Consider the following 19,137-nt stretch of genomic DNA (forward strand, 5'->3'; position numbering starts at 1 on the left):
TCAAAGCGCCTGTTTTTAAAGGAATGATGCAGAGAAGAGTATTTAATGTTTCTCGCAGAAGGATAGGTTGATTGCTCAACGAGGCGGAATAGGGCGCCTCGTTGAGCGTATCATCCGCCGTTATTTTTCCAACAGCGGTTTCAGGAAGCGCGCGGTGTGCGATTTTTCACACTCGGCGACCGTTTCCGGCGTGCCGGCGACCAGGATCTCGCCGCCGCCGCTGCCGCCTTCCGGCCCCAGATCGACGATCCAGTCGGCGGTTTTGATCACGTCCAGGTTATGCTCGATGACCACGATGGTATTGCCCTGATCGCGCAGCTGATGCAGCACCGCCAACAGCTGTTGGATATCGGCGAAGTGCAGACCGGTGGTCGGCTCGTCGAGAATATACAGCGTCTGGCCGGTGCCGCGTTTCGACAGCTCGCGCGCCAGCTTGACGCGCTGCGCCTCACCGCCGGAGAGCGTGGTGGCCGACTGGCCGAGGCGGATGTAGGACAGGCCGACATCCATCAGGGTTTGCAGCTTGCGCGCCAGCGCCGGCACCGCGTCGAAGAAATCGCGCGCTTCTTCGATGGTCATCTCCAGCACTTCGTGGATGCTCTTGCCTTTGTACTTCACTTCCAGCGTTTCGCGGTTATAGCGTTTGCCTTTGCACTGGTCGCACGGGACGTAGATGTCCGGCAGGAAGTGCATCTCGACCTTGATCACCCCGTCGCCCTGGCAGGCTTCACAGCGCCCGCCCTTGACGTTGAAGCTGAAGCGGCCCGGCGTATAGCCGCGGCTGCGCGACTCCGGCACGCCGGCGAACAGCTCGCGCACCGGGGTGAAGATGCCGGTGTAAGTGGCCGGGTTGGAGCGCGGCGTGCGGCCGATCGGGCTCTGATCGATATCGATCACCTTGTCGAAATGTTCCAGGCCGGTCACTTCGCGGAATGGCGCAGGCTCGGCGATGGTGGCGCCGTTAAGCTGGCGCTGGGCGATCGGGAACAGCGTATCGTTGATCAGCGTCGACTTGCCGGAGCCGGACACGCCGGTGATGCAGGTAAACAGACCGACCGGCAGCGTCAGCGTCACGTCCTTCAGGTTGTTGCCGCGCGCGCCGCTCAGCTTCAGCACCTTGGTCGGATCGGCCTGCACGCGCTGCGCGGGGATGGCGATCTCGCGCTTGCCGCTGAGGAACTGGCCGGTCAGCGATTCCGGCTGCGCCATGATGTCGTCGACGGTGCCTTCCGCCACCACCTGGCCGCCGTGTACACCTGCGCCGGGGCCGATGTCGATCACGTGGTCGGCGGCGCGGATGGCGTCTTCGTCATGCTCCACCACAATCACCGTGTTGCCGAGGTTGCGCAGGTGGATCAGCGTTTCCAGCAGGCGCTCGTTGTCGCGCTGGTGCAGGCCGATCGACGGCTCATCCAGCACGTACATAACGCCCACCAAACCGGCGCCGATCTGGCTGGCCAAGCGGATACGCTGCGCTTCGCCGCCGGAGAGCGTTTCCGCCGAACGGGACAGCGACAGGTAGTTCAGGCCGACGTTCACCAGGAACTTCAGGCGATCGCCGATCTCTTTCAGCACTTTTTCGGCGATCTTGGCGCGCTGGCCGCTGAGCTTCATGTTCTGGAAGAAGGTCATCGCGTGGCCGATGCTCAGATCGGAGATCTCCGGCAGCGTAGTGTCTTCGACGAACACGTTGCGCGCTTCTTCGCGCAGGCGGGTGCCGTGGCATGAGGCGCAAGGGCGGTTGCTGATGAACTTCGCCAGCTCTTCGCGCACCGCGCTGGATTCGGTCTCTTTATAGCGGCGCTCCATGTTGTGCAGCACGCCTTCGAACGGGTGGCGGCGCACGGTGGTGTCACCGCGATCGTTGATGTATTTGAATTCGATCGACTCTTTGCCGGAGCCGCTCAGCACCGCTTTCTGCACGTTGGCGCTCAGGGTGTTGAACGGGGCTTCGACGTCGAACTCATAGTGCTCCGCCAGCGAGCGCAGCATCTGGAAGTAATAGAAGTTGCGGCGATCCCAGCCGCGGATCGCGCCGCCGGCCAGCGACAGCTCGGGGTTTTGCACCACGCGATCCGGATCGAAGAACTGTTGCACGCCCAGGCCGTCGCAGGTCGGGCAGGCGCCGGCCGGGTTGTTGAAGGAAAACAGGCGCGGTTCCAGTTCGCGCATGCTGTAGCCGCAGATCGGGCAGGCGAAGTTGGCGGAGAACAGCAGCTCGTCCGCTTTTTCGTCGTCCATGTCCGCCACCACCGCGGTGCCGCCCGAGAGCTCCAGCGCGGTTTCGAACGATTCGGCCAGGCGCTGCGCCATGTCGTCGCGCACCTTGAAACGGTCGACCACCACTTCGATGGTGTGTTTTTTCTGCAGCTCCAGCTTCGGCGGATCGGACAGATCGCACACTTCACCGTCGATGCGCGCGCGGATATAGCCCTGAGCGGCCAGGTTTTCCAGCGTTTTGGTGTGTTCGCCCTTGCGATCTTTCACCACCGGCGCCAGCAGCATCAGGCGCTTGCCTTCCGGCTGACTCAGCACGTTGTCGACCATCTGGCTGACGGTTTGCGCCGCCAGCGGCACATGGTGATCCGGGCAGCGCGGCTCGCCGACGCGGGCGAACAGCAGGCGCAGGTAGTCGTGGATCTCGGTGATGGTGCCGACCGTGGATCGCGGGTTGTGCGAGGTGGATTTCTGTTCGATGGAGATCGCCGGCGACAGACCTTCAATATGGTCGACGTCCGGTTTTTCCATCAGCGACAGGAACTGGCGCGCATAGGCGGAGAGTGATTCGACATAGCGCCGCTGCCCTTCGGCATACAGCGTATCGAAAGCCAGCGATGACTTGCCGGAACCGGACAGGCCGGTGACGACGATCAGTTTGTCACGCGGGATGATCAGGTTGATGTTTTTCAGATTATGGGTTCGAGCACCACGAACTTCGATATTGTCCATTTACACTTCCCGTCTTGATGATACACCGCGCCTGTCGCGATTTTTGCGGGGGGTTTTGTGATGGATCTCGCAAAAAACCGGCACAGCCAGGTCGAAACGCATAATTATGACACAAAAAAACCTGAATGGATATCCAGTATGCGAATGCAATAAGGTCGATTGGAAAGACAATTCTGGAATGCAATTCGCACTTATCAACACGGGTGTGGTTTCGTACTCAGCGTGGTAAACTGACGCGTTTATACTGTGTAGAAATCAATCATCGGGAGAAGTGCTCATGGCCAGCAGAGGCGTAAACAAAGTAATTCTGGTCGGGAATCTGGGTCAGGATCCAGAAGTCCGTTACATGCCGAACGGCGGCGCAGTGGCCAACATTACCCTGGCGACCTCCGAAAGCTGGCGTGACAAAGCGACCGGCGAACAGAAAGAGAAGACCGAGTGGCACCGCGTCGTGCTGTTCGGCAAACTGGCTGAAGTGGCGGGCGAATACCTGCGCAAAGGCTCTCAGGTTTACATCGAAGGCTCCCTGCAGACCCGTAAATGGCAGGATCAGAGCGGCCAGGATCGCTACACCACCGAGATCGTGGTTAACGTCGGCGGCACCATGCAGATGCTGGGCGGCCGTCAGGGCGGCGGCGCACCGGCCGGTCAATCTGCCGGCGGCCAGGGCGGTTGGGGCCAGCCTCAGCAGCCACAGGGCGGCAACCAGTTCAGCGGCGGCCAGCAACAGTCTCGTCCGGCGCAGAACAGCGCTCCGGCGGCCAGCAACGAACCGCCAATGGATTTCGACGACGATATTCCGTTCTGATCTCCGGCCGTTTGCAGCCAATAAAAAAGCCCCGCAAGGGGCTTTTTGCATTTTAGGGACGGTTACGCCGAGAAGCCGCCGTCGATGCTCAGGCTGGCGCCGGTGATATAACCCGCCTGCGGGCCGGCCAGGTAAGCGACAAAACCGGCGATCTCTTCATCTTTGCCGTAGCGGCCGATCGCCATCAGCTGCTTGAGCTGATCGGCGAACTCGCCGGCGTCCGGGTTCATCTCGGTGTCCACCGGGCCGGGCTGCACGTTGTTGACGGTGATGCCGCGCGGGCCAAGATCGCGCGCCATGCCTTTGGTCAGGCCGACCAGCGCCGATTTGCTCATCGCATACACCGCCGCGCCGCCGAACGGCACGCGCTCGGCGTTGGTGCTGCCGATGTGGATGATGCGCCCGCCGTCGTTCATGTGGCGCGCCGCCTCTTGGCTGGCGACGAATACGCTGCGCACGTTAACCGCCAGCATGCGATCCAGATCGTCCAGCGCCAGCGCTTCGGTGCTGCCTAATGTAAACACCCCGGCGTTGTTCACCAGAATATCCAGGTTGCCAAAGTGGCTCACTGCCTGGCGAATCGCCTGCTGCAGCGCCGCCGCATCGGCGCTGTCGGCCTTGATGGCGAGGGCTTTGCCGCCGGCGGCGGTAACAGCGTTCGCCACCGCTTCTGCGCGATCGGCCGAGGCGGCGTAGGTAAAGGCTACGGCGGCGCCTTCGTTCGCCAACCGTTTCACGATGGCGGCGCCGATGCCGCGGGAACCGCCCTGAACGAATGCGACTTTGCCTTGCAGAGGGAGTGCTGTGGCCATGTTATTTCTCCAAAGTGGTGAGGGTATTGCGCTGTCATTCAGTATGGGTGAAATGAATGGCGATCACTGTCCACAAAGAGCTCTGGCCGCCTGAAACGAGAAAAGCCCCTTGCGGGGCTTCTTTCTTCCGTCGATTGGCTGTCCGACGATCAGTTGAAGATTTCTGCGGTGCCGTACAGTTTGTTTTGGCCGCCGGCGGCGACGATGCGGTAGGAACTGGCGCCCGACGCGGCGGCTTTGCTGGCCAGTTCGCTTTCCAGCGCGCTCAGGTTAGCGGCGCCGCTCACGGTGACTACGCCGATCTTCTGCGCGTCGGCAGCTGGCTGGCTGGTTGGCAGGTCAGCGGCGAAGGTAGCGAAAGAAGCGGTAGCCAGCAGTGCAGCGGTAGCAAAAATTTTGACGTTTTTCATGATGTGTTCCTCAGAGTATTTATTAGGTGAGAGCGCGTTGTCTCTCGATGTGTTAAATAGTAGTGCACCGGGTGTGAATAAAAAATCGGAGAGTTTTGAGTATCTCCGTCAAATAAATTGACTGTTTTCGGCCGTTGGCGTGCGGCAAAAATTGCCACTACCCTTTACAGACGATCCTTAACCGGAGAAGCGTCATGACGGTAAACGCGTTTATCGGCAGCTGGGCGTTGGTGTCGTCGGCGTTCAAAAACCAGAACGGCGAGCTGAATTACCCGCTGGGTGAGCAGGTATTGGGGCGCATCCACTATGAGGCCAACGGCACGATGGCGGCGCAGCTATACAGCGCCGTGCGGCCGCGTTTCGTCGCCGACGATTTGGCGCAGGGATCCGAGCGGGAGATCCATGCCGCCTTCATCAATATGATTTGCTATTTCGGCCGTTATCAGGTGGAAGAAAGCGAGCAACGGGTGGTGCATCAGGTTGAAGGCTGCTCGTTCCCCAATTGGATAGGCAGCCGTCAGGTGCGCTTTTACGCCTTTAACGCCGATCGGCTGACGTTGCGCACGGTGCCGCTGCAGCTCGGCAACGGCGTGCAGATCGGCGAACTGGTGTGGCAGCGGACAGGAGCGTTATCATGATCATTGTTCATCATCTCAATCACTCGCGGTCGCAGCGCATTCTGTGGTTTTTGGAAGAGCTGGGCGTGCCCTATCAGGTACAACGCTACGAGCGCGATCCGCACACTCTGCTGGCGCCGCCGGCGCTGAAAAAGATCCACCCGCTGGGCAAATCGCCGGTGATCGTCGATGGCGATCTGACGCTGGCGGAATCCGGCGCCATTATCGAATACTTGCAGGAAGCCTACGACGCACAGGGCATGTTTATGCCGACGGACTTCCACGCGCGCCAGCAATACCGCTACTGGTTGCACTACGCCGAGGGATCGCTGATGCCGCTGTTGGTGATGAAGCTGGTGTTCAGCCGTCTCGGCCAGCCGCCGATCCCCTGGCTGCTGCGGCCGGTGGCGGGCGCGATCGGCAAGGGCGTACAGCGCGAATACCTCGACAAACAGATCGCGCCGCACTGCGAGTATCTCGAACAGCACCTGAACAAGGGCAGCTGGTTCGTCGGCAACGATTTCAGCGCGGCGGACATACAGATGAGCTTCCCGCTCGAGGCGATGGCGGCGCGCGGCGCGTTGGACAATTGCCCGAAACTGCGCGGCTTCCTGCAGCGCATCCACGCCCGGCCCGCCTACCAGCGGGCGCTGGAACAGGGCGGCCCTTACGACCTGCTGAGTTAGGCGGATGGGCTATACTCGATGGGGTCATTCTTCATCGGAGGTAGCCCATGGCTACGCAAATCTTCGTCAATCTGCCCGTACGCGATCTGCCCGCCTCAATGGCGTTTTTCACCCAGCTCGGCTTCAGCTTCAACCCGCAATTTACCGACGATACCGCCGCTTGCATGGTGGTCAGCGACACGATTTACGTGATGCTGCTGACCCACGACAAATTCAGGATGTTTACCCCGAACCCGATCGGCGACGCCAAACAGGCCACCGAAGTGTTGGTGTGCCTGTCGCAACCCAGCCGGGCGGCGGTGGACGAACTGGTGCGCAAGGCGATCGCCGGCGGCGGCAATACCTATCATCCGCCGCGAGACTATGGCGTGATGTACGGCCACGGATTTCAGGACCTGGACGGCCATATCTGGGAATTGATGTATATGGATCCCGCGGCGGTGCAGGCGCAATAAGCTCGCCGTGAAGCAGGTCGGCAGGGGCGCCGGATCGCCCCTTCTTTTCGCGCACAAGCCCTTCCCGGCGATTTCTGCATAAATTGCCGCGATCTTTAGTTGATTAGACGCTAGGGAAGGCAGGATAATCGTTTGCCTTGAATAAACCACCATAAATCACCCGTACCGCGCGCTGCGAGTTAAACGTTTGCCTTGGTGCGCATCGCCGTTGGCGGTGCGACGGAAGGGCAAGGAAGCGGAACGTGACGTAAACGATTACGTGGCGATCAGGCGCGGGCGAGATTACAGGCCTGCTGCGACGGGCCGATTCATGAAACACAGGGGAAGTAACCTATGTCGAACTCTCAAGCGAACCACGCCGCAAAACCAACCGGCGGGCTTGATGGCTATTTTAAAATTTCCGCGCGCGGCAGCAGCGTGCGTCAGGAGGTGGTGGCGGGGCTGACCACCTTCCTGGCGATGGTGTACTCGGTGATCGTGGTGCCGAGCATGCTGGGCAAAGCGGGCTTCCCGCCGGCGGCGGTGTTCGTTTCCACCTGTCTGGTGGCCGGTCTGGGCTCGCTGCTGATGGGGCTGTGGGCTAACCTGCCGATGGCCATCGGCTGTGCGATCTCGTTGACCGCCTTTACCGCTTTCAGCCTGGTGCTCGGCCAACACATCAGCATTCCGGTGGCGCTGGGCGCGGTGTTCCTGATGGGCGTGCTGTTTACCGTCATCTCGGTCACCGGCATCCGCGCCTGGATCCTGCGCAACCTGCCGATGGGCGTGGCGCACGGCACCGGCATCGGCATCGGGCTGTTCCTGCTGCTGATCGCCGCCAACGGCGTCGGCCTGGTGGTGAAGAACCCGCTGGATGGCTTGCCGGTGGCGCTCGGCGCGTTCACCTCCTTCCCTGTGGTGATGACGCTGGTCGGCCTGGCGGTGATCTTCGGCCTGGAGAAACTGCGCGTGCCCGGCGGCATTCTGCTGGTGATCATCGCCATTTCCATCATCGGCCTGATCTTCGACCCGGCGGTGAAATATCAGGGGCTGTTCGCCATGCCGAGCCTGGCGGACGCTGACGGCAAATCGTTGATCTTCAGCCTGGATATCATGGGCGCATTGCAGCCGGTGGTGTTGCCGAGCGTGCTGGCGCTGGTGATGACCGCGGTGTTCGACGCCACCGGCACCATCCGCGCGGTAGCCGGGCAGGCCAACCTGCTGGATAAAGACGGCCAGATCATCAACGGCGGCAAGGCGCTGACCTCGGATTCCCTGAGCAGCATCTTCTCCGGGTTGGTGGGCGCCGCGCCCGCCGCGGTCTATATCGAGTCCGCCGCCGGCACCGCCGCGGGCGGCAAGACCGGCCTGACCGCCACCGTGGTCGGCGTTCTGTTCCTGCTGATCCTGTTCCTGTCGCCGCTGGCTTATCTGGTGCCGGTCTACGCCACCGCGCCGGCGCTGATGTACGTCGGCCTGCTGATGCTGAGCAACGTCACCAAGCTGGACTTCAACGACTTCGTCGACGCGATGGCCGGCCTGCTGTGCGCCGTGTTCATCGTGCTGACCTGCAACATCGTCACCGGCATCATGCTGGGCTTCAGCTCGCTGGTCATCGGCCGCATCTTCTCCGGCGAATGGCGCAAGCTGAACATCGGCACCGTGCTGATCGCCGTGGCGCTGGTGGCGTTCTACGCCGGCGGCTGGGCGATTTAAGCCTCTTGGATTTCCCTCGCCCATCGGGCGGGGGAGCCTGTGACGGCAATTCCCTTCTTAAGATAAGTCTTCTTCTGCTCTGCACCGCGTTTTGAAAGGCACAACAAGCTTTAACGGCTGTAAAAAAAGTGATCTACTATCGGGACCAACGCAGGCCCTGAGCCGATGTCGTCTGAATCGTAGAGTCTAAGGAAAGCATGGAAATCTTTTTTACAATCCTCATTTTGATCCTGGTGGTCTCCCTGTCCGGGGTGGTGACGCGCATGTTGCCGTTCCAGGTGCCGCTGCCGCTGATGCAAATCGCCATCGGGGCCCTGTTGGCCTGGCCGCATTTCGGGCTGCACGTCGATTTTGATCCCGAACTGTTCCTGGTGCTGTTCATCCCGCCGTTGCTGTTCGCCGACGGCTGGAAAACGCCGACGCGCGAGTTCCTGCATCACGGGCGTGAAATTCTCGGCCTGGCGCTGGTGCTGGTGCTGATCACCGTGGTCGGCGTCGGTTATCTGATCTACGCCATGGTGCCGGGCATTCCGCTGGTGGCGGCCTTCGCGCTGGCGGCGGTGCTGTCGCCGACCGATGCCGTGGCGCTGTCCGGCATCGTCGGCAAAGGGCGGATTCCCAAGCCGATCATGGGCGTGCTCGAGGGCGAGGCGCTGATGAATGACGCGTCCGGCCTGGTGTCGCTCAAGTTCGCCATCGCGGTGGCGATGGGCACGATGGTGTTCACCGTGGGCGGCGCGACCCTTGAATTCCTCAAAGTGGCGATCGGCGGCCTGTTGGCCGGCGTGGCGGTCACCTGGACTTACAGTAAATCGCTGCGGGTGATGAGCCGCTGGAGCGGCGACGATCCGGCGACCCAGATCGTGTTCCTGCTGCTGCTGCCGTTCGCGTCCTACCTGATCGCCGAACATATCGGCGTTTCCGGCATCCTGGCGGCGGTGGCGGCGGGGATGACCATCAGCCAATCCGGCGTGATCCGCAACGCGCCGCTGGCGATGCGCCTGCGCGCCAACAGCGTGTGGGCGATGCTGGAATTCGTGTTCAACGGCATGGTGTTCATCATGCTGGGCCTGCAGCTGCCGGGCATTCTTGAAACCTCCATCCTGCAGGCGGAACTGGATCCGACCATCCAGACCTGGTATCTGTTCGCCGACGTGGCCACCATCTACGCCGCGCTGCTGGTGCTGCGTTTCACCTGGCTGTGGGTGATGAAGAAGGCCAGCAACCGCTTTATGAAAAAGCGTCCGCTGCAGTTCGGCGATTACAGCACGCGTGAGCTGTGGGTGGCGTCGTTCGCCGGGGTGCGCGGGGCGATTACCCTGGCCGGCGTGCTGTCGATACCGCTGTTGCTGAGCGACGGCACCGCCTTCCCGGCGCGCTATCAGCTGGTGTTTATCGCCGCCGGGGTGATCCTGCTGTCGTTGATTGTCGGCGTGCTGGCGTTGCCGCTGCTGTTGCGCGGCGTGCAGGTGACCGACAAGAGCGCCAGCAAGCAGGAAGAGCGCATGGCGATCGCCATGGCGGCCGAGGTGGCGATCGAGAGCGTGAATAAAATGGAAGAGCGCCTGGTCGCCGATACCGAAGAGAACCTCGATCCGCAGGTGTTGAAAGAGGTCAGCTCGCGGGTGACGGGCATGCTGCGGCGGCGTATCGCGTCGAAAGACGATATCGAGAATGCGCTGGCGATGGAGAACCTCGAGCGGCGTTTCCGCCTGACGGCGCTGCGCGCCGAGCGCGGCGAGCTGTACCACCTGCGCGCCACGCAGAAAATCAGCAACGAGACGCTGCAAAAACTGCTGCACGATCTCGATTTGCTCGAAGCGCTGCTGATCGAGCGCGAAGGGTAAACGCAGAGGGAGGAATAAACGTTTTTCCTCGTTATCCCCATCCTGAAGGGCCGCCTGTGCGGCCCTTGTTTTTTGGCTACTTGAGCGGCGGCCAGTAGTCGCGGCAGCAGGCGATCCAAGCCTGCGCGCTGTGCGACAAATAGCTGCCCTGGCGCCAGATCAGGCCGATTTTCCATTCCATCCGCGGTTCCAGCGGCAGCCAAACCAGGTTTTCCTTGTCCAGCCAGCGGCAAACCGGCTCCGGCAGCATGGCGATGCCCACGCCGGCCTGCACCATCGAAGCGAGGAAGTCCCATTGGCCGCTGCGCACCGCGATTTGCGGTTCAAAACCGGCCAGGCGAAACGCCTTCATCAGCATCTTGTACAGCGCAAAGTCTTCGTTATAAATCAGGATCGGGCTGTCGGCCAATTCGGCGATATTGATGCTGGTGCGGTTGAGCCACTGCGGCGTGCGCGGCGCCACCACGCACATCGGGTGGCCCAGCAGCGGCAGAAAGGTCAGCGGCTGCTCCGAATCGAAGGGCAGCACCGTCATCGCCAGATCCAGTTCGCCGGACATCACTGCCTGTTCGACCGACAGCCCGCCCAGCTCGGAAATCTTCAATTCGATGCCGGGGTAGGTCTGGCGAAAGCGGCGGATCAGATCGGCGATTTGCCTGCCGACCATCGGCGGAATGCCCAGCCGCAACACGCCCTTTTTCACCGAGCTGATGTCTTCCAGCTCCGCCTCCAACTGGCGGAATTCGTCGAGGATCGTCAGGCCGCGCTGATACACCGCCTGGCCGCTGTCGGTCAGGCGCAGCTTGCGGCCTTCGCGGATCAGCAGCGTGCATTCCAGCTCCTCCTCCAGATGCCGCAGCATTTTGCTGATGGTGGGCTGGGTGACGAACAGTTTTTCCGCCGCGCGGGTGAAGCTTTGCTGGCGCACCACTTCAACGAAGTAGCGCAGGGTGCGGACATCCACGTTAGGGTTCTCCTTGGGGACGCTACCGGCGGGAAACTATTCCCGGACGGCATGATGTCGATAATTTTAATTCATTTCAGGCGTGGTTTCCCGGCTGCGTATACTGTAGGCCGTCAATTATTGTTTGAGGTCATCTTTCATGTCTCTGGCGTTACGCCGCGTTGCCCCCTCCCTGCTGACCCGTTTGCAGGTGCCGATTCAGGTGGCGTTGTATGCAGCGCTGTTCCTGATCGCCGATCGCCTGGTGCAACAATTCCACCTGCCGCTCCCCGCCAATATCGTCGGCATGCTGATGCTGTTGGCGCTGATCCTGCTGCGCATTCTGCCGCTGAGCTGGGTCAAGGCCGGTTCCCGCTGGCTGCTGGCGGAAATGCTGCTGTTTTTCGTGCCGGCGGTGGTGGCGGTGGTCAACTATGCCCAGCTGCTGATGGTCGAGGGCTGGAAGATCTTTCTGGTGATCGCGGTCAGCACCATGCTCACGTTGGGCGCCACCGGGCTGGTGGTGGACAGGGTATATCGGCTGGAGATTTGGCTGCAGCGGCGGAAGCAGCGCCATGAATGATTTCATCCTTAGCCTGGCCTGTTTTCTGGCGACGCTGGCGCTGTACTTCGCCAACAAGAAACTCTATCGCCGCCGCCGCACGTTGCTGCTGATGCCGCTGGTGCTGACGCCGATGATTCTGGTGTTGCTGCTGGTGGTCACCCATATCTCCTATCAGGACTACATCGGTGAAACCCACTGGCTGCTGTGGCTGTTGGGGCCGGCGACCATCGCCTTCGCGGTGCCGGTGTACGAGAACCTGCATATCATCCGTCGCCACTGGCTGTCGCTGACCGCCGGGGTAACGACGGCGGTGCTGGTGGCGGTGTACAGCTCGGTGTGGCTGGCGCGCCTGTTGACGCTGCCGGAAGAGGTGCAGCGCAGCCTGGCGGTGCGGTCGATCACTACGCCGTTCGCGCTGGAGGCCGCCAAACAGATGGGCGGGCAGCCGGATCTGGTGGCGCTGTTCGTGGTGATCACCGGGGTGTTCGGCATGGCGGTGGGGGATATTTTGTTTTTGCGGCTGGCGGTGCGCAGCCGTCTGGCGAAGGGCGCCGGATTTGGCGCCTCGTCGCATGGCGCCGGCACCGCCCGCGCCTATGAGCTGGGGCCGCAGGAGGGCGTGGTGTCGAGTTTGGTGATGATGCTGGCCGGCATCATCACGGTCGTGGCCGCGCCATTGATCGGCCGGCTGATGTGGTAAGACCTCTTGGGGCGGGCTCTGCCGCCCCATTGACATTGTCTGCGGTTGGGAACGGTGCCGTTGATTTGCGCACGAAAAAACGCAAAATTTTTTCAGCATAATTTTTCCCATTGTTATAACAAAAAGCGATAGAGCCGCTGCCGATAAAACCGGGCATAAATTTCGATGACAATGAATTAATTAAATTATTAATTATTTTTTTTCAAACAATAAAGTATAACTTATTGATATGGAGAGGCTCTTATCGTAAGAATTGCTGCATATTAACCTCGATAAATAATACAAAAAAATATTAATTATTATCCAATTATATCAGGTTAATACAAGTTCAATACCCTCGTCATCCCTGAGTAATATCGGGGAAATAAAATGGTCATTTATTCCCTTTCGCACGTTTCGCCAAAAAAAATATCCTCTCCTATACTTCACAGCTCAGCAAATTGAGGCGCAGGGGGGACCTCTGGATTAGCCATTCTATCCTTTCTTAGTTGGGGGAGACCCAGCTTTTCTACGGTTTTTTTATTCTGACTTGAACTGTTGGGCGGCCAGCCTTTGCCTAAATCCTGACGGTCTATTTCATTAACGTAATGAAAACGTGCTAGAGAATATTATGAACAAACAAACTGATGTGAAGAGTGGGGAATTCCGTGCAGGGGCTCAGGCCGCAACGGAGAAAGTTGAGCTGCATGAAATAACAACCGCCCAGCGTGAACTCTGGCTGGGGGAAAACATCTCCAAAGATTTGTCATTCAATATCTGGGGCTACGGACAGGTCGACGGGCCGCTCAACGTTAAGCTACTGCGGCAAGCCATCGACGCCATCGTCGAAGAAACGCCGGCTCTGCAAGCGCATTTTGTGGAAAAAGACGGTGAGCTTTATCAATACCGCGCGCCACGTACACATGAGCCGCTGTTCACGCTCGATCTCAGCAAGGAGCCCGATCCTCTGCAGGCGGCCAGACGCTGGATGGTGGCGGATTCGGCGCTGCCGCGCCGCGCTACGGGAGAAGAACCTTTTAGTTTTTATGTCATTACGCTCGCGCCGCAGCGCTACATCCTCTATCGCCGTTTCCACCATATGATCACCGACGGCCGCAGTGCCGAGGAAGTGATGCGGCGCATCGCGGCTTACTATAACGCGCTGGCGTCCGGCGGCGTCATCCCTGAATTCGCCAACTGCAATTTCTCTCTGCTTTATGAAAACGATATCAAATACCGCGACTCCTCTCGCTTTTCTTCCGATCAGGCTTTTTGGCGGGAATATACTGCCGCTGCGCCGCAGAGTTTGTCGCGTAGAGCCATATTGACCCCGGACGCCGCGATGAACCGCAACACGCAGCTGCTGGAAAAAGAGGCATTGGATCAGCTGCAGCAACAAGCTGACAATATCGGCGTACACCGTGCGCATATATTGGCCGCCGCCGTAGCATTATGTTTCTACAGCTTAACCGGCAGCGAATATCTTAATTTCAGCATGCCGGTGACCGGGACAAGGGAACGAAACAGTATTGGTATGACCTCTAACGTTGTCCCTTTGATTATTAAGGTTGAACCTCAGCTAAGCCTGGCTGAATTTATCCAGAAAGTGGCGGCTGAAATAGCGAAAGTGGTTCGCCATCAATTATATCGTGGGGAGGATATTCGGCGTGATAATGGCGCAACGGATTCCGCCTGGTTTGGCCCTTCAATTAACATCGTTTCTTTCGACCATGGCGATCCTTTCTGGGGATGCCGCACCCGTTGGTATTACGGTGGCAATATTCCGTCCGGCGATCTACAGATTATGCTGTATGAAGACCAGCAGTCGAATGAACTGGATGTCACTTTTTCTGACGCCGCCTATGCAAATTCATTAGACGATCTGGATGTTTTGCAGCGTCGTTTCCAGTTCATTTTACGCGCGCTGAACGCTTCAACGACGGGAACGATCGAGGCGTTGGATCGGCAAGTGGCGACGTTGGCGGATGCCGGGGCCGGCGGCAGCTTTTACGCCAACCGGCGGCAACCGCCTGCCGGCGGCATCATCCGTTGGGATCGCCCGGCTCAGGCGCTGCAGCGCCTGGTGAGCTCGCTGAGCCATGGCGCGGGATGCGCGGCGAAGATACTGTTGGCGGAGCGTGTGCTGGGCGTGACGACGCTGCTGGCGGTGAGCGATGAACGCCAGGCCGAACCCGGCACCCTGCTGCGCATCGAGACCGACGGCTGGGAGATCGCCGCGCATCCCGGCGTGGTGCGCGTCGGGCCGTTCTTGCGCGCCGACGGCTCGATTCAGCCGGGTGATGCGCTGGCGCAGGCCTGCGGCCTGTCTGTCGGCTCGGTCTTGCCGACGCTTAGCGATGCCGAAGCTTCGCTGTTAGGCGCGGCCTATGGCGCCAGCGCCGACAGCGCCGCTTTCTGGCAACCGCGTCTGACACGCTTTTATCCGGCGCCGTTCCCGCCAGGGCCTGACCGCCGGGCGGACCTTCCCGCACGCTGGCAGGCCACGGCCTGGCAGCGCCTGGAAAAGATTGCCGGCGAGCAGGTGCTGGCGGCAGCAACCCTCTATCTGGCGCGCATGTGTAATGAAACCGATTTTCAGCTGGGTTGGATTACGTCGAACGATCGGGATTGGGGACGTTGGGCTCACCTGAGCGCGCGCGTGCTGCCGCTGCAGGTCTCAGTTGATCACTCCTACAATTTCCAGCAGGCATTGGCCGCGCTGGAACAAGAATACGGCCGGTTGCGCGCTCATGCTGATTATCATCCCGCGTTGCTGACGGGCGATGCGGATCTGCGGGCGCCCCAAGCTTGGCCGACGGCGGTATCGATCGTCAGCCGGCGTTCAGAGACAGGGTTGCAGCCTGAAGACGAGGGCGTGGCTGCCATCATGGCTTCCGGCTCGCGCGCGGTCTTGCAAATCTGCAAGGCTGACGGCGCCTTCCGTTGGGTATACGACGCCGCCTCAGTGGCTGACGAACAGATGTTGCGTGCGACGCAACATCTGCTGATGCTGCTCAACGACGCGGTGAGAGCGGGCTCTCATCGTCGCACCATCGGCGAACTCAATCTGGTTTCCGAGGAAGAACGCACGCAATTGCTGCAGGGCCTCAATCACACCGTTGCTTCGCACTCGCCGGCGGCGTGTCTGCATCGGCTGTTCGAAGCGCAGGTCAAGCGCACGCCAGATGCGACGGCGATGACATACGGCGATGACAGCCTGACTTACGCTGAATTGAATACCTGGGCGAACCGATGGGCCCATCGGCTGATAGAGCTTGGCGTACAACCGGACAGTCTGGTGGCGCTGTGCGCCGGACGCGGTCTGCCGATGCTGGCCGGGTTGCTGGGGATCCTCAAAGCCGGCGGCGCCTATGTGCCGTTGGATCCCGCCTATAGCGGAGAGCGGCTACAGTACATCCTGGCGGACTCCGCGCCGGTGCTGCTGTTGGCGGATGAACTCGGCAGGCAAGCGCTGGGCGGCTGCGAGGTGCCGGTATTGGCGCTGGAACAGCCGTTGACGGGGAAAGGCGACGATCTGCAGGACGTCGAGGTGCGGCCATCACACCTGGCGTATGTGATTTACACCTCCGGTTCGACCGGCAAACCGAAAGGGGTCATGGTGGAGCATCGCCAGGTCGCGCGCTTGTTCAGCGCCACCAACGCCTGGTTTAACTTCAGCGCCGCCGACAAGTGGTGCTTGTTCCACTCATTCGCCTTCGACTTTTCGGTTTGGGAGATCTGGGGCGCCTGGTTGTATGGCGGCCAGCTGTTCATCGTACCGCAGGAGATCGCCCGTTCGGCGCCGGACTTTTATCATTTCGTCTGCCGCAGCGGCATCACGGTATTGAATCAGACGCCGAGCGCCTTCAAAGCCTTTATCCAGGCTCAGGCGCACAGCGAAGCGCGCCATCAGCTGCGCGAGATCGTGTTCGGTGGTGAAATGCTGAAGCCTTCCGATCTCGCACCGTGGTTTGCTCGTCCAGAGAACCGGCAGACGCGGTTGGTCAACATGTACGGCATCACCGAAACCACGGTGCACGTGACGTACCGGCCGCTGTCGGCGCAGGATACGGCGATCGTCGCCAGCCCGATCGGTTGCCGCATTCCGGATTTGCGACTGTATCTGCTGGGCACCGATGGCGAACCGGTGCCGATGGGAGCGATCGGCGAACTGTACGTCGGCGGTGAAGGGGTGGCGCGAGGCTACCTGAACCGGCCCGAATTGACGGCGGAACGTTTTCTCGAAGACCCTTTCAACCGGGCGCCGGGTGCGCGCATGTATCGCACCGGCGATCTGGCGCGCTATCTGCCGGGGGGGGATATCGAATACCTGGGGCGCAACGACCAGCAGGTGAAAATCCGCGGTTTCCGCATCGAGTGCGGTGAGGTGGAAGCGCAGCTGAGCGCCGATCCGCGCGTGCGCAGCGTAGCCGTGGACGCTATCGACGATGGCGACGGGAATAAGCGACTGGTGGCGTGGGTAGTTCCGGCGCCGGTGACGGAACGCGCTACGCTGGCGACCGAATTGCGCCGGCATCTGCAGGCGCGGTTGCCGGACTATATGGTGCCGGCAGCTTACGTTTGGCTGGAGGCGTTGCCGCTGACCGGCAACGGCAAATTGGACAAGCGCGCCCTGCCGGTGCCGCAGGTCGACGCCTGCGCGCGCGAGGCCTATGCGCCGCCGCAGGGCGAGGCAGAAAATCTGTTGGCGGCTATCTGGCATGAGCTGTTGGGCGTAGAACGGATTGGCCGTTACGACCACTTCTTCGAACTAGGCGGGCATTCGCTGATGGCGGTGCGCCTGGCGAACCGCGTGCAACAGGCCGGATGGCAGCTGCCGTTGCAGGCGCTGTTCTCCAGTCCGGTGTTGCACGTGTTGGCCCAGGCGCTGCAGGTTGCGCCGACGCAGGAATCGATCCCGATGCTGCCGGTGGCGCGCGATGGGGAATTGCCCCTGTCGTTTGCCCAGCAGCGTCTGTGGTTCCTGACCCAGTTGGAGGGGATGAGCGAAACCTACCATATCCCGCTGGCGTTGCGGCTGCGCGGTCGGTTGGACCGGCAGGCGTTGCAACAGGGGCTGGACGCGCTCTATGCGCGCCACGAATCGCTGCGCAGCCGGTTCATCACCCGGGAAGATCGGCCACAGGTACAGATTTTGCCGGCAAACGGGTTACCGCTTGCGTTCCACGATCTGCGACGTCACCCCGCGCAGGCTGAAACGCTGTGCCGTCAGGCGGCCACTCAATCGTTCGATTTGACGCAGGGGCCGCTGGTGCGCGCCGCGCTGCTCCGCCTGGCGGATGAGGAACATCTGTTCCTGCTCACCTGCCATCACATCGTCTCCGACGGCTGGTCGACCGGCATACTGCTGCGCGAATTGGGCGCGCTGTACGGCGCTTTCCGTCGCGGCGAGGCCGATCCGCTGCCGCTGCCGACCTTGCAATACCCGGATTACGCCGCCTGGCAGCGTCGCTACCTGACGCCGGAACGGCTGGCGGCGCAGGCGCAATACTGGCGTGAAACGCTGAGCGATGCGCCGGCGCTGCTGACGTTGCCGACCGACCGGCCGCGTCCGACGGTACAGTCTTTCAGCGGCGCAGAAGTGCCGATCGCGATCGACGCCGAGCTGACGCAGGCGCTGCGTCAATTCAGCCGACAGCATGGCGGCACGCTGTTTATGACGGTGCTGGCGGCCTGGAGCCTGGTGCTGGCGCGCATGGCCGGACAGCAGGAGCTGGTGATCGGCACGCCGGAGGCCAACCGCGGCCGGCTGGAAACCGAATCGCTGGTCGGTTTCTTCGTCAGCACGCTGGCGCTGCGCATCGATCTTCGCGACGATCCGGATCTGCCGACGCTGCTCGAACGGGTCCGCCACACGGTGTTGGCGGCGCAGGAAAACCGCGATCTGCCGTTCGAGCAGGTGGTGGAGCTGGTTAACCCGCCGCGCCATCTGGGCTATACCCCGCTGTTCCAGGTGATGCTGGCCTGGCAGGACGGCTCGGTGCGCGATATTCCGCTGCCTGGGCTGCAGGCCGAATTGGCCGGGCTGGAATACAGCGCGGCGAAGTTCGATCTGACGCTCGATCTGGCCGATACCGGTGAAGGCATCAGCGGCACGCTGAATTTCGCCACGGCGTTGTTCGATCGCGCCACCGCCGAACGCTACGGCGTTTACCTGGTACAGGCGCTGCGGGCGATGACGCTGAATAACCCGCGATCGGTATCCCATATCGATTTGCTGCCGCTCGCCGAACGGGAGCTGCTGCTGCATGGTTGGAACCGCACCGAGCGTGACTACCCGCTGGATCAGACGCTGGCGGCGCTGTTCGAGCGGCAGGTGCGCCGCACGCCGGATGCCATTGCGCTGGTGAGCGGCGCGGAAAGCCTGAGCTACGCCCAGTTGAACGCCCGCGCCAACCGGCTGGCGCACGCGCTGATTGCGCGCGGCGTGGGCCCGGACAGCCGGGTGGCGGTGTGCGCCGAACGCGGCCTCAACATGGTGACGGCGCTGTTCGGCATCCTCAAGGCCGGCGGCGCCTATGTGCCGCTGGATCCGGCCTATCCGGGCGAACGCCTGCAGTACATCCTGCAGGATGCCGACCCGGTGCTGCTGCTGGCGGACGCCGCCGGCCGGGCGGCGCTGGGCGAACCCGCGACGCCGCAGCTGGCGC

The 19,137-nt window shown here is 61.3% G+C and carries 13 protein-coding genes; 9 read left to right on the top strand and 4 right to left on the bottom strand.

The window, feature by feature from the left end; translation table 11 throughout:
- Positions 1-120 precede the first annotated feature (120 nt).
- The gene (gene uvrA, locus IMX17_RS24045; protein ID WP_033644422.1) at positions 121-2,949 is read right to left on the bottom strand and encodes an excinuclease ABC subunit UvrA; all 2,829 of its coding nucleotides are present in this window, start codon (positions 2,947-2,949) and stop codon (positions 121-123) included.
- Between the two features lie 277 nt (positions 2,950-3,226).
- Here uvrA and ssb1 point away from each other — a divergent pair, with 277 nt between their 5' ends.
- The gene (ssb1, locus tag IMX17_RS24050; protein WP_046897200.1) at positions 3,227-3,757 is read left to right on the top strand and encodes a single-stranded DNA-binding protein SSB1; all 531 of its coding nucleotides are present in this window, start codon (positions 3,227-3,229) and stop codon (positions 3,755-3,757) included.
- Positions 3,758-3,819: 62 nt separating this feature from the next.
- Here ssb1 and IMX17_RS24055 read toward each other — a convergent pair whose 3' ends face one another.
- Positions 3,820-4,569, bottom strand: a complete 750-nt coding sequence (locus IMX17_RS24055; RefSeq protein WP_046897201.1) for a 3-oxoacyl-ACP reductase family protein — start codon at positions 4,567-4,569, stop codon at positions 3,820-3,822.
- A 149-nt stretch (positions 4,570-4,718) separates the two neighbouring features.
- The gene (locus IMX17_RS24060) at positions 4,719-4,979 is read right to left on the bottom strand and encodes a YdgH/BhsA/McbA-like domain containing protein (RefSeq protein WP_042785456.1); all 261 of its coding nucleotides are present in this window, start codon (positions 4,977-4,979) and stop codon (positions 4,719-4,721) included.
- A gap of 194 nt (positions 4,980-5,173) precedes the next feature.
- Between IMX17_RS24060 and IMX17_RS24065 the strand changes: the two genes are divergently transcribed.
- The 5 genes from IMX17_RS24065 to IMX17_RS24085 all read left to right on the top strand — a co-directional run bounded on the left by IMX17_RS24065 (position 5,174) and on the right by IMX17_RS24085 (position 10,279).
- The gene (locus IMX17_RS24065; protein ID WP_046897202.1) at positions 5,174-5,617 is read left to right on the top strand and encodes a lipocalin-like domain-containing protein; all 444 of its coding nucleotides are present in this window, start codon (positions 5,174-5,176) and stop codon (positions 5,615-5,617) included.
- Positions 5,614-6,282: a glutathione S-transferase family protein gene (locus IMX17_RS24070; RefSeq protein WP_033644433.1), complete on the top strand. Its 669-nt coding sequence runs from the start codon at positions 5,614-5,616 to the stop codon at positions 6,280-6,282. Before IMX17_RS24065 ends, IMX17_RS24070 begins: the two co-directional genes overlap by 4 nt.
- 47 nt (positions 6,283-6,329) lie before the next feature.
- Positions 6,330-6,737, top strand: coding sequence for a VOC family protein (locus IMX17_RS24075; protein ID WP_015379207.1), 408 nt, complete (start codon positions 6,330-6,332; stop codon positions 6,735-6,737).
- A gap of 333 nt (positions 6,738-7,070) precedes the next feature.
- Positions 7,071-8,432, top strand: coding sequence for an NCS2 family permease (locus tag IMX17_RS24080; protein ID WP_033644434.1), 1,362 nt, complete (start codon positions 7,071-7,073; stop codon positions 8,430-8,432).
- 197 nt (positions 8,433-8,629) lie between these two features.
- Positions 8,630-10,279 (top strand): Na+/H+ antiporter, encoded by a 1,650-nt coding sequence (locus IMX17_RS24085; RefSeq protein WP_004936822.1) that lies wholly within the window; start codon positions 8,630-8,632, stop codon positions 10,277-10,279.
- A 76-nt stretch (positions 10,280-10,355) separates the two neighbouring features.
- Here IMX17_RS24085 and IMX17_RS24090 read toward each other — a convergent pair whose 3' ends face one another.
- Positions 10,356-11,243, bottom strand: coding sequence for a LysR family transcriptional regulator (locus IMX17_RS24090; RefSeq protein ID WP_033644435.1), 888 nt, complete (start codon positions 11,241-11,243; stop codon positions 10,356-10,358).
- 139 nt (positions 11,244-11,382) lie between these two features.
- Here IMX17_RS24090 and IMX17_RS24095 point away from each other — a divergent pair, with 139 nt between their 5' ends.
- The 3 genes from IMX17_RS24095 to IMX17_RS24105 all read left to right on the top strand — a co-directional run.
- On the top strand, positions 11,383-11,805 hold the full coding sequence (locus IMX17_RS24095) for a CidA/LrgA family protein (RefSeq protein ID WP_004936830.1): 423 nt from the start codon (positions 11,383-11,385) through the stop codon (positions 11,803-11,805).
- Positions 11,798-12,487 carry an LrgB family protein gene (locus IMX17_RS24100; protein WP_004936833.1) on the top strand — a complete coding sequence of 230 codons (690 nt, stop codon included), beginning with the start codon at positions 11,798-11,800 and terminating at the stop codon, positions 12,485-12,487. The genes IMX17_RS24095 and IMX17_RS24100 overlap by 8 nt, the downstream gene beginning before the upstream one ends.
- Positions 12,488-13,097: 610 nt before the next feature.
- Positions 13,098-19,137, top strand: a 6,040-nt coding sequence (locus IMX17_RS24105; protein WP_193550296.1) for a non-ribosomal peptide synthetase, incomplete at its 3' end; no start/stop codon positions are given.

The organism is Serratia sp. X3, from assembly GCF_014982455.1.
GTDB classification, from domain to species: domain Bacteria; phylum Pseudomonadota; class Gammaproteobacteria; order Enterobacterales; family Enterobacteriaceae; genus Serratia; species Serratia ureilytica.

Bases quoted from the DNA above. Each gene is read 5' to 3' on its own strand.
- uvrA (WP_033644422.1), bottom strand. From the start codon at position 2,949: ATGGACAATATCGAAGTTCGTGGTGCTCGAACCCATAATCTGAAAAAC.
- ssb1 (WP_046897200.1), top strand. From the start codon at position 3,227: ATGGCCAGCAGAGGCGTAAACAAAGTAATTCTGGTCGGGAATCTGGGT.
- IMX17_RS24055 (WP_046897201.1), bottom strand. From the start codon at position 4,569: ATGGCCACAGCACTCCCTCTGCAAGGCAAAGTCGCATTCGTTCAGGGC.
- IMX17_RS24060 (WP_042785456.1), bottom strand. From the start codon at position 4,979: ATGAAAAACGTCAAAATTTTTGCTACCGCTGCACTGCTGGCTACCGCT.
- IMX17_RS24065 (WP_046897202.1), top strand. From the start codon at position 5,174: ATGACGGTAAACGCGTTTATCGGCAGCTGGGCGTTGGTGTCGTCGGCG.
- IMX17_RS24070 (WP_033644433.1), top strand. From the start codon at position 5,614: ATGATCATTGTTCATCATCTCAATCACTCGCGGTCGCAGCGCATTCTG.
- IMX17_RS24075 (WP_015379207.1), top strand. From the start codon at position 6,330: ATGGCTACGCAAATCTTCGTCAATCTGCCCGTACGCGATCTGCCCGCC.
- IMX17_RS24080 (WP_033644434.1), top strand. From the start codon at position 7,071: ATGTCGAACTCTCAAGCGAACCACGCCGCAAAACCAACCGGCGGGCTT.
- IMX17_RS24085 (WP_004936822.1), top strand. From the start codon at position 8,630: ATGGAAATCTTTTTTACAATCCTCATTTTGATCCTGGTGGTCTCCCTG.
- IMX17_RS24095 (WP_004936830.1), top strand. From the start codon at position 11,383: ATGTCTCTGGCGTTACGCCGCGTTGCCCCCTCCCTGCTGACCCGTTTG.
- IMX17_RS24100 (WP_004936833.1), top strand. From the start codon at position 11,798: ATGAATGATTTCATCCTTAGCCTGGCCTGTTTTCTGGCGACGCTGGCG.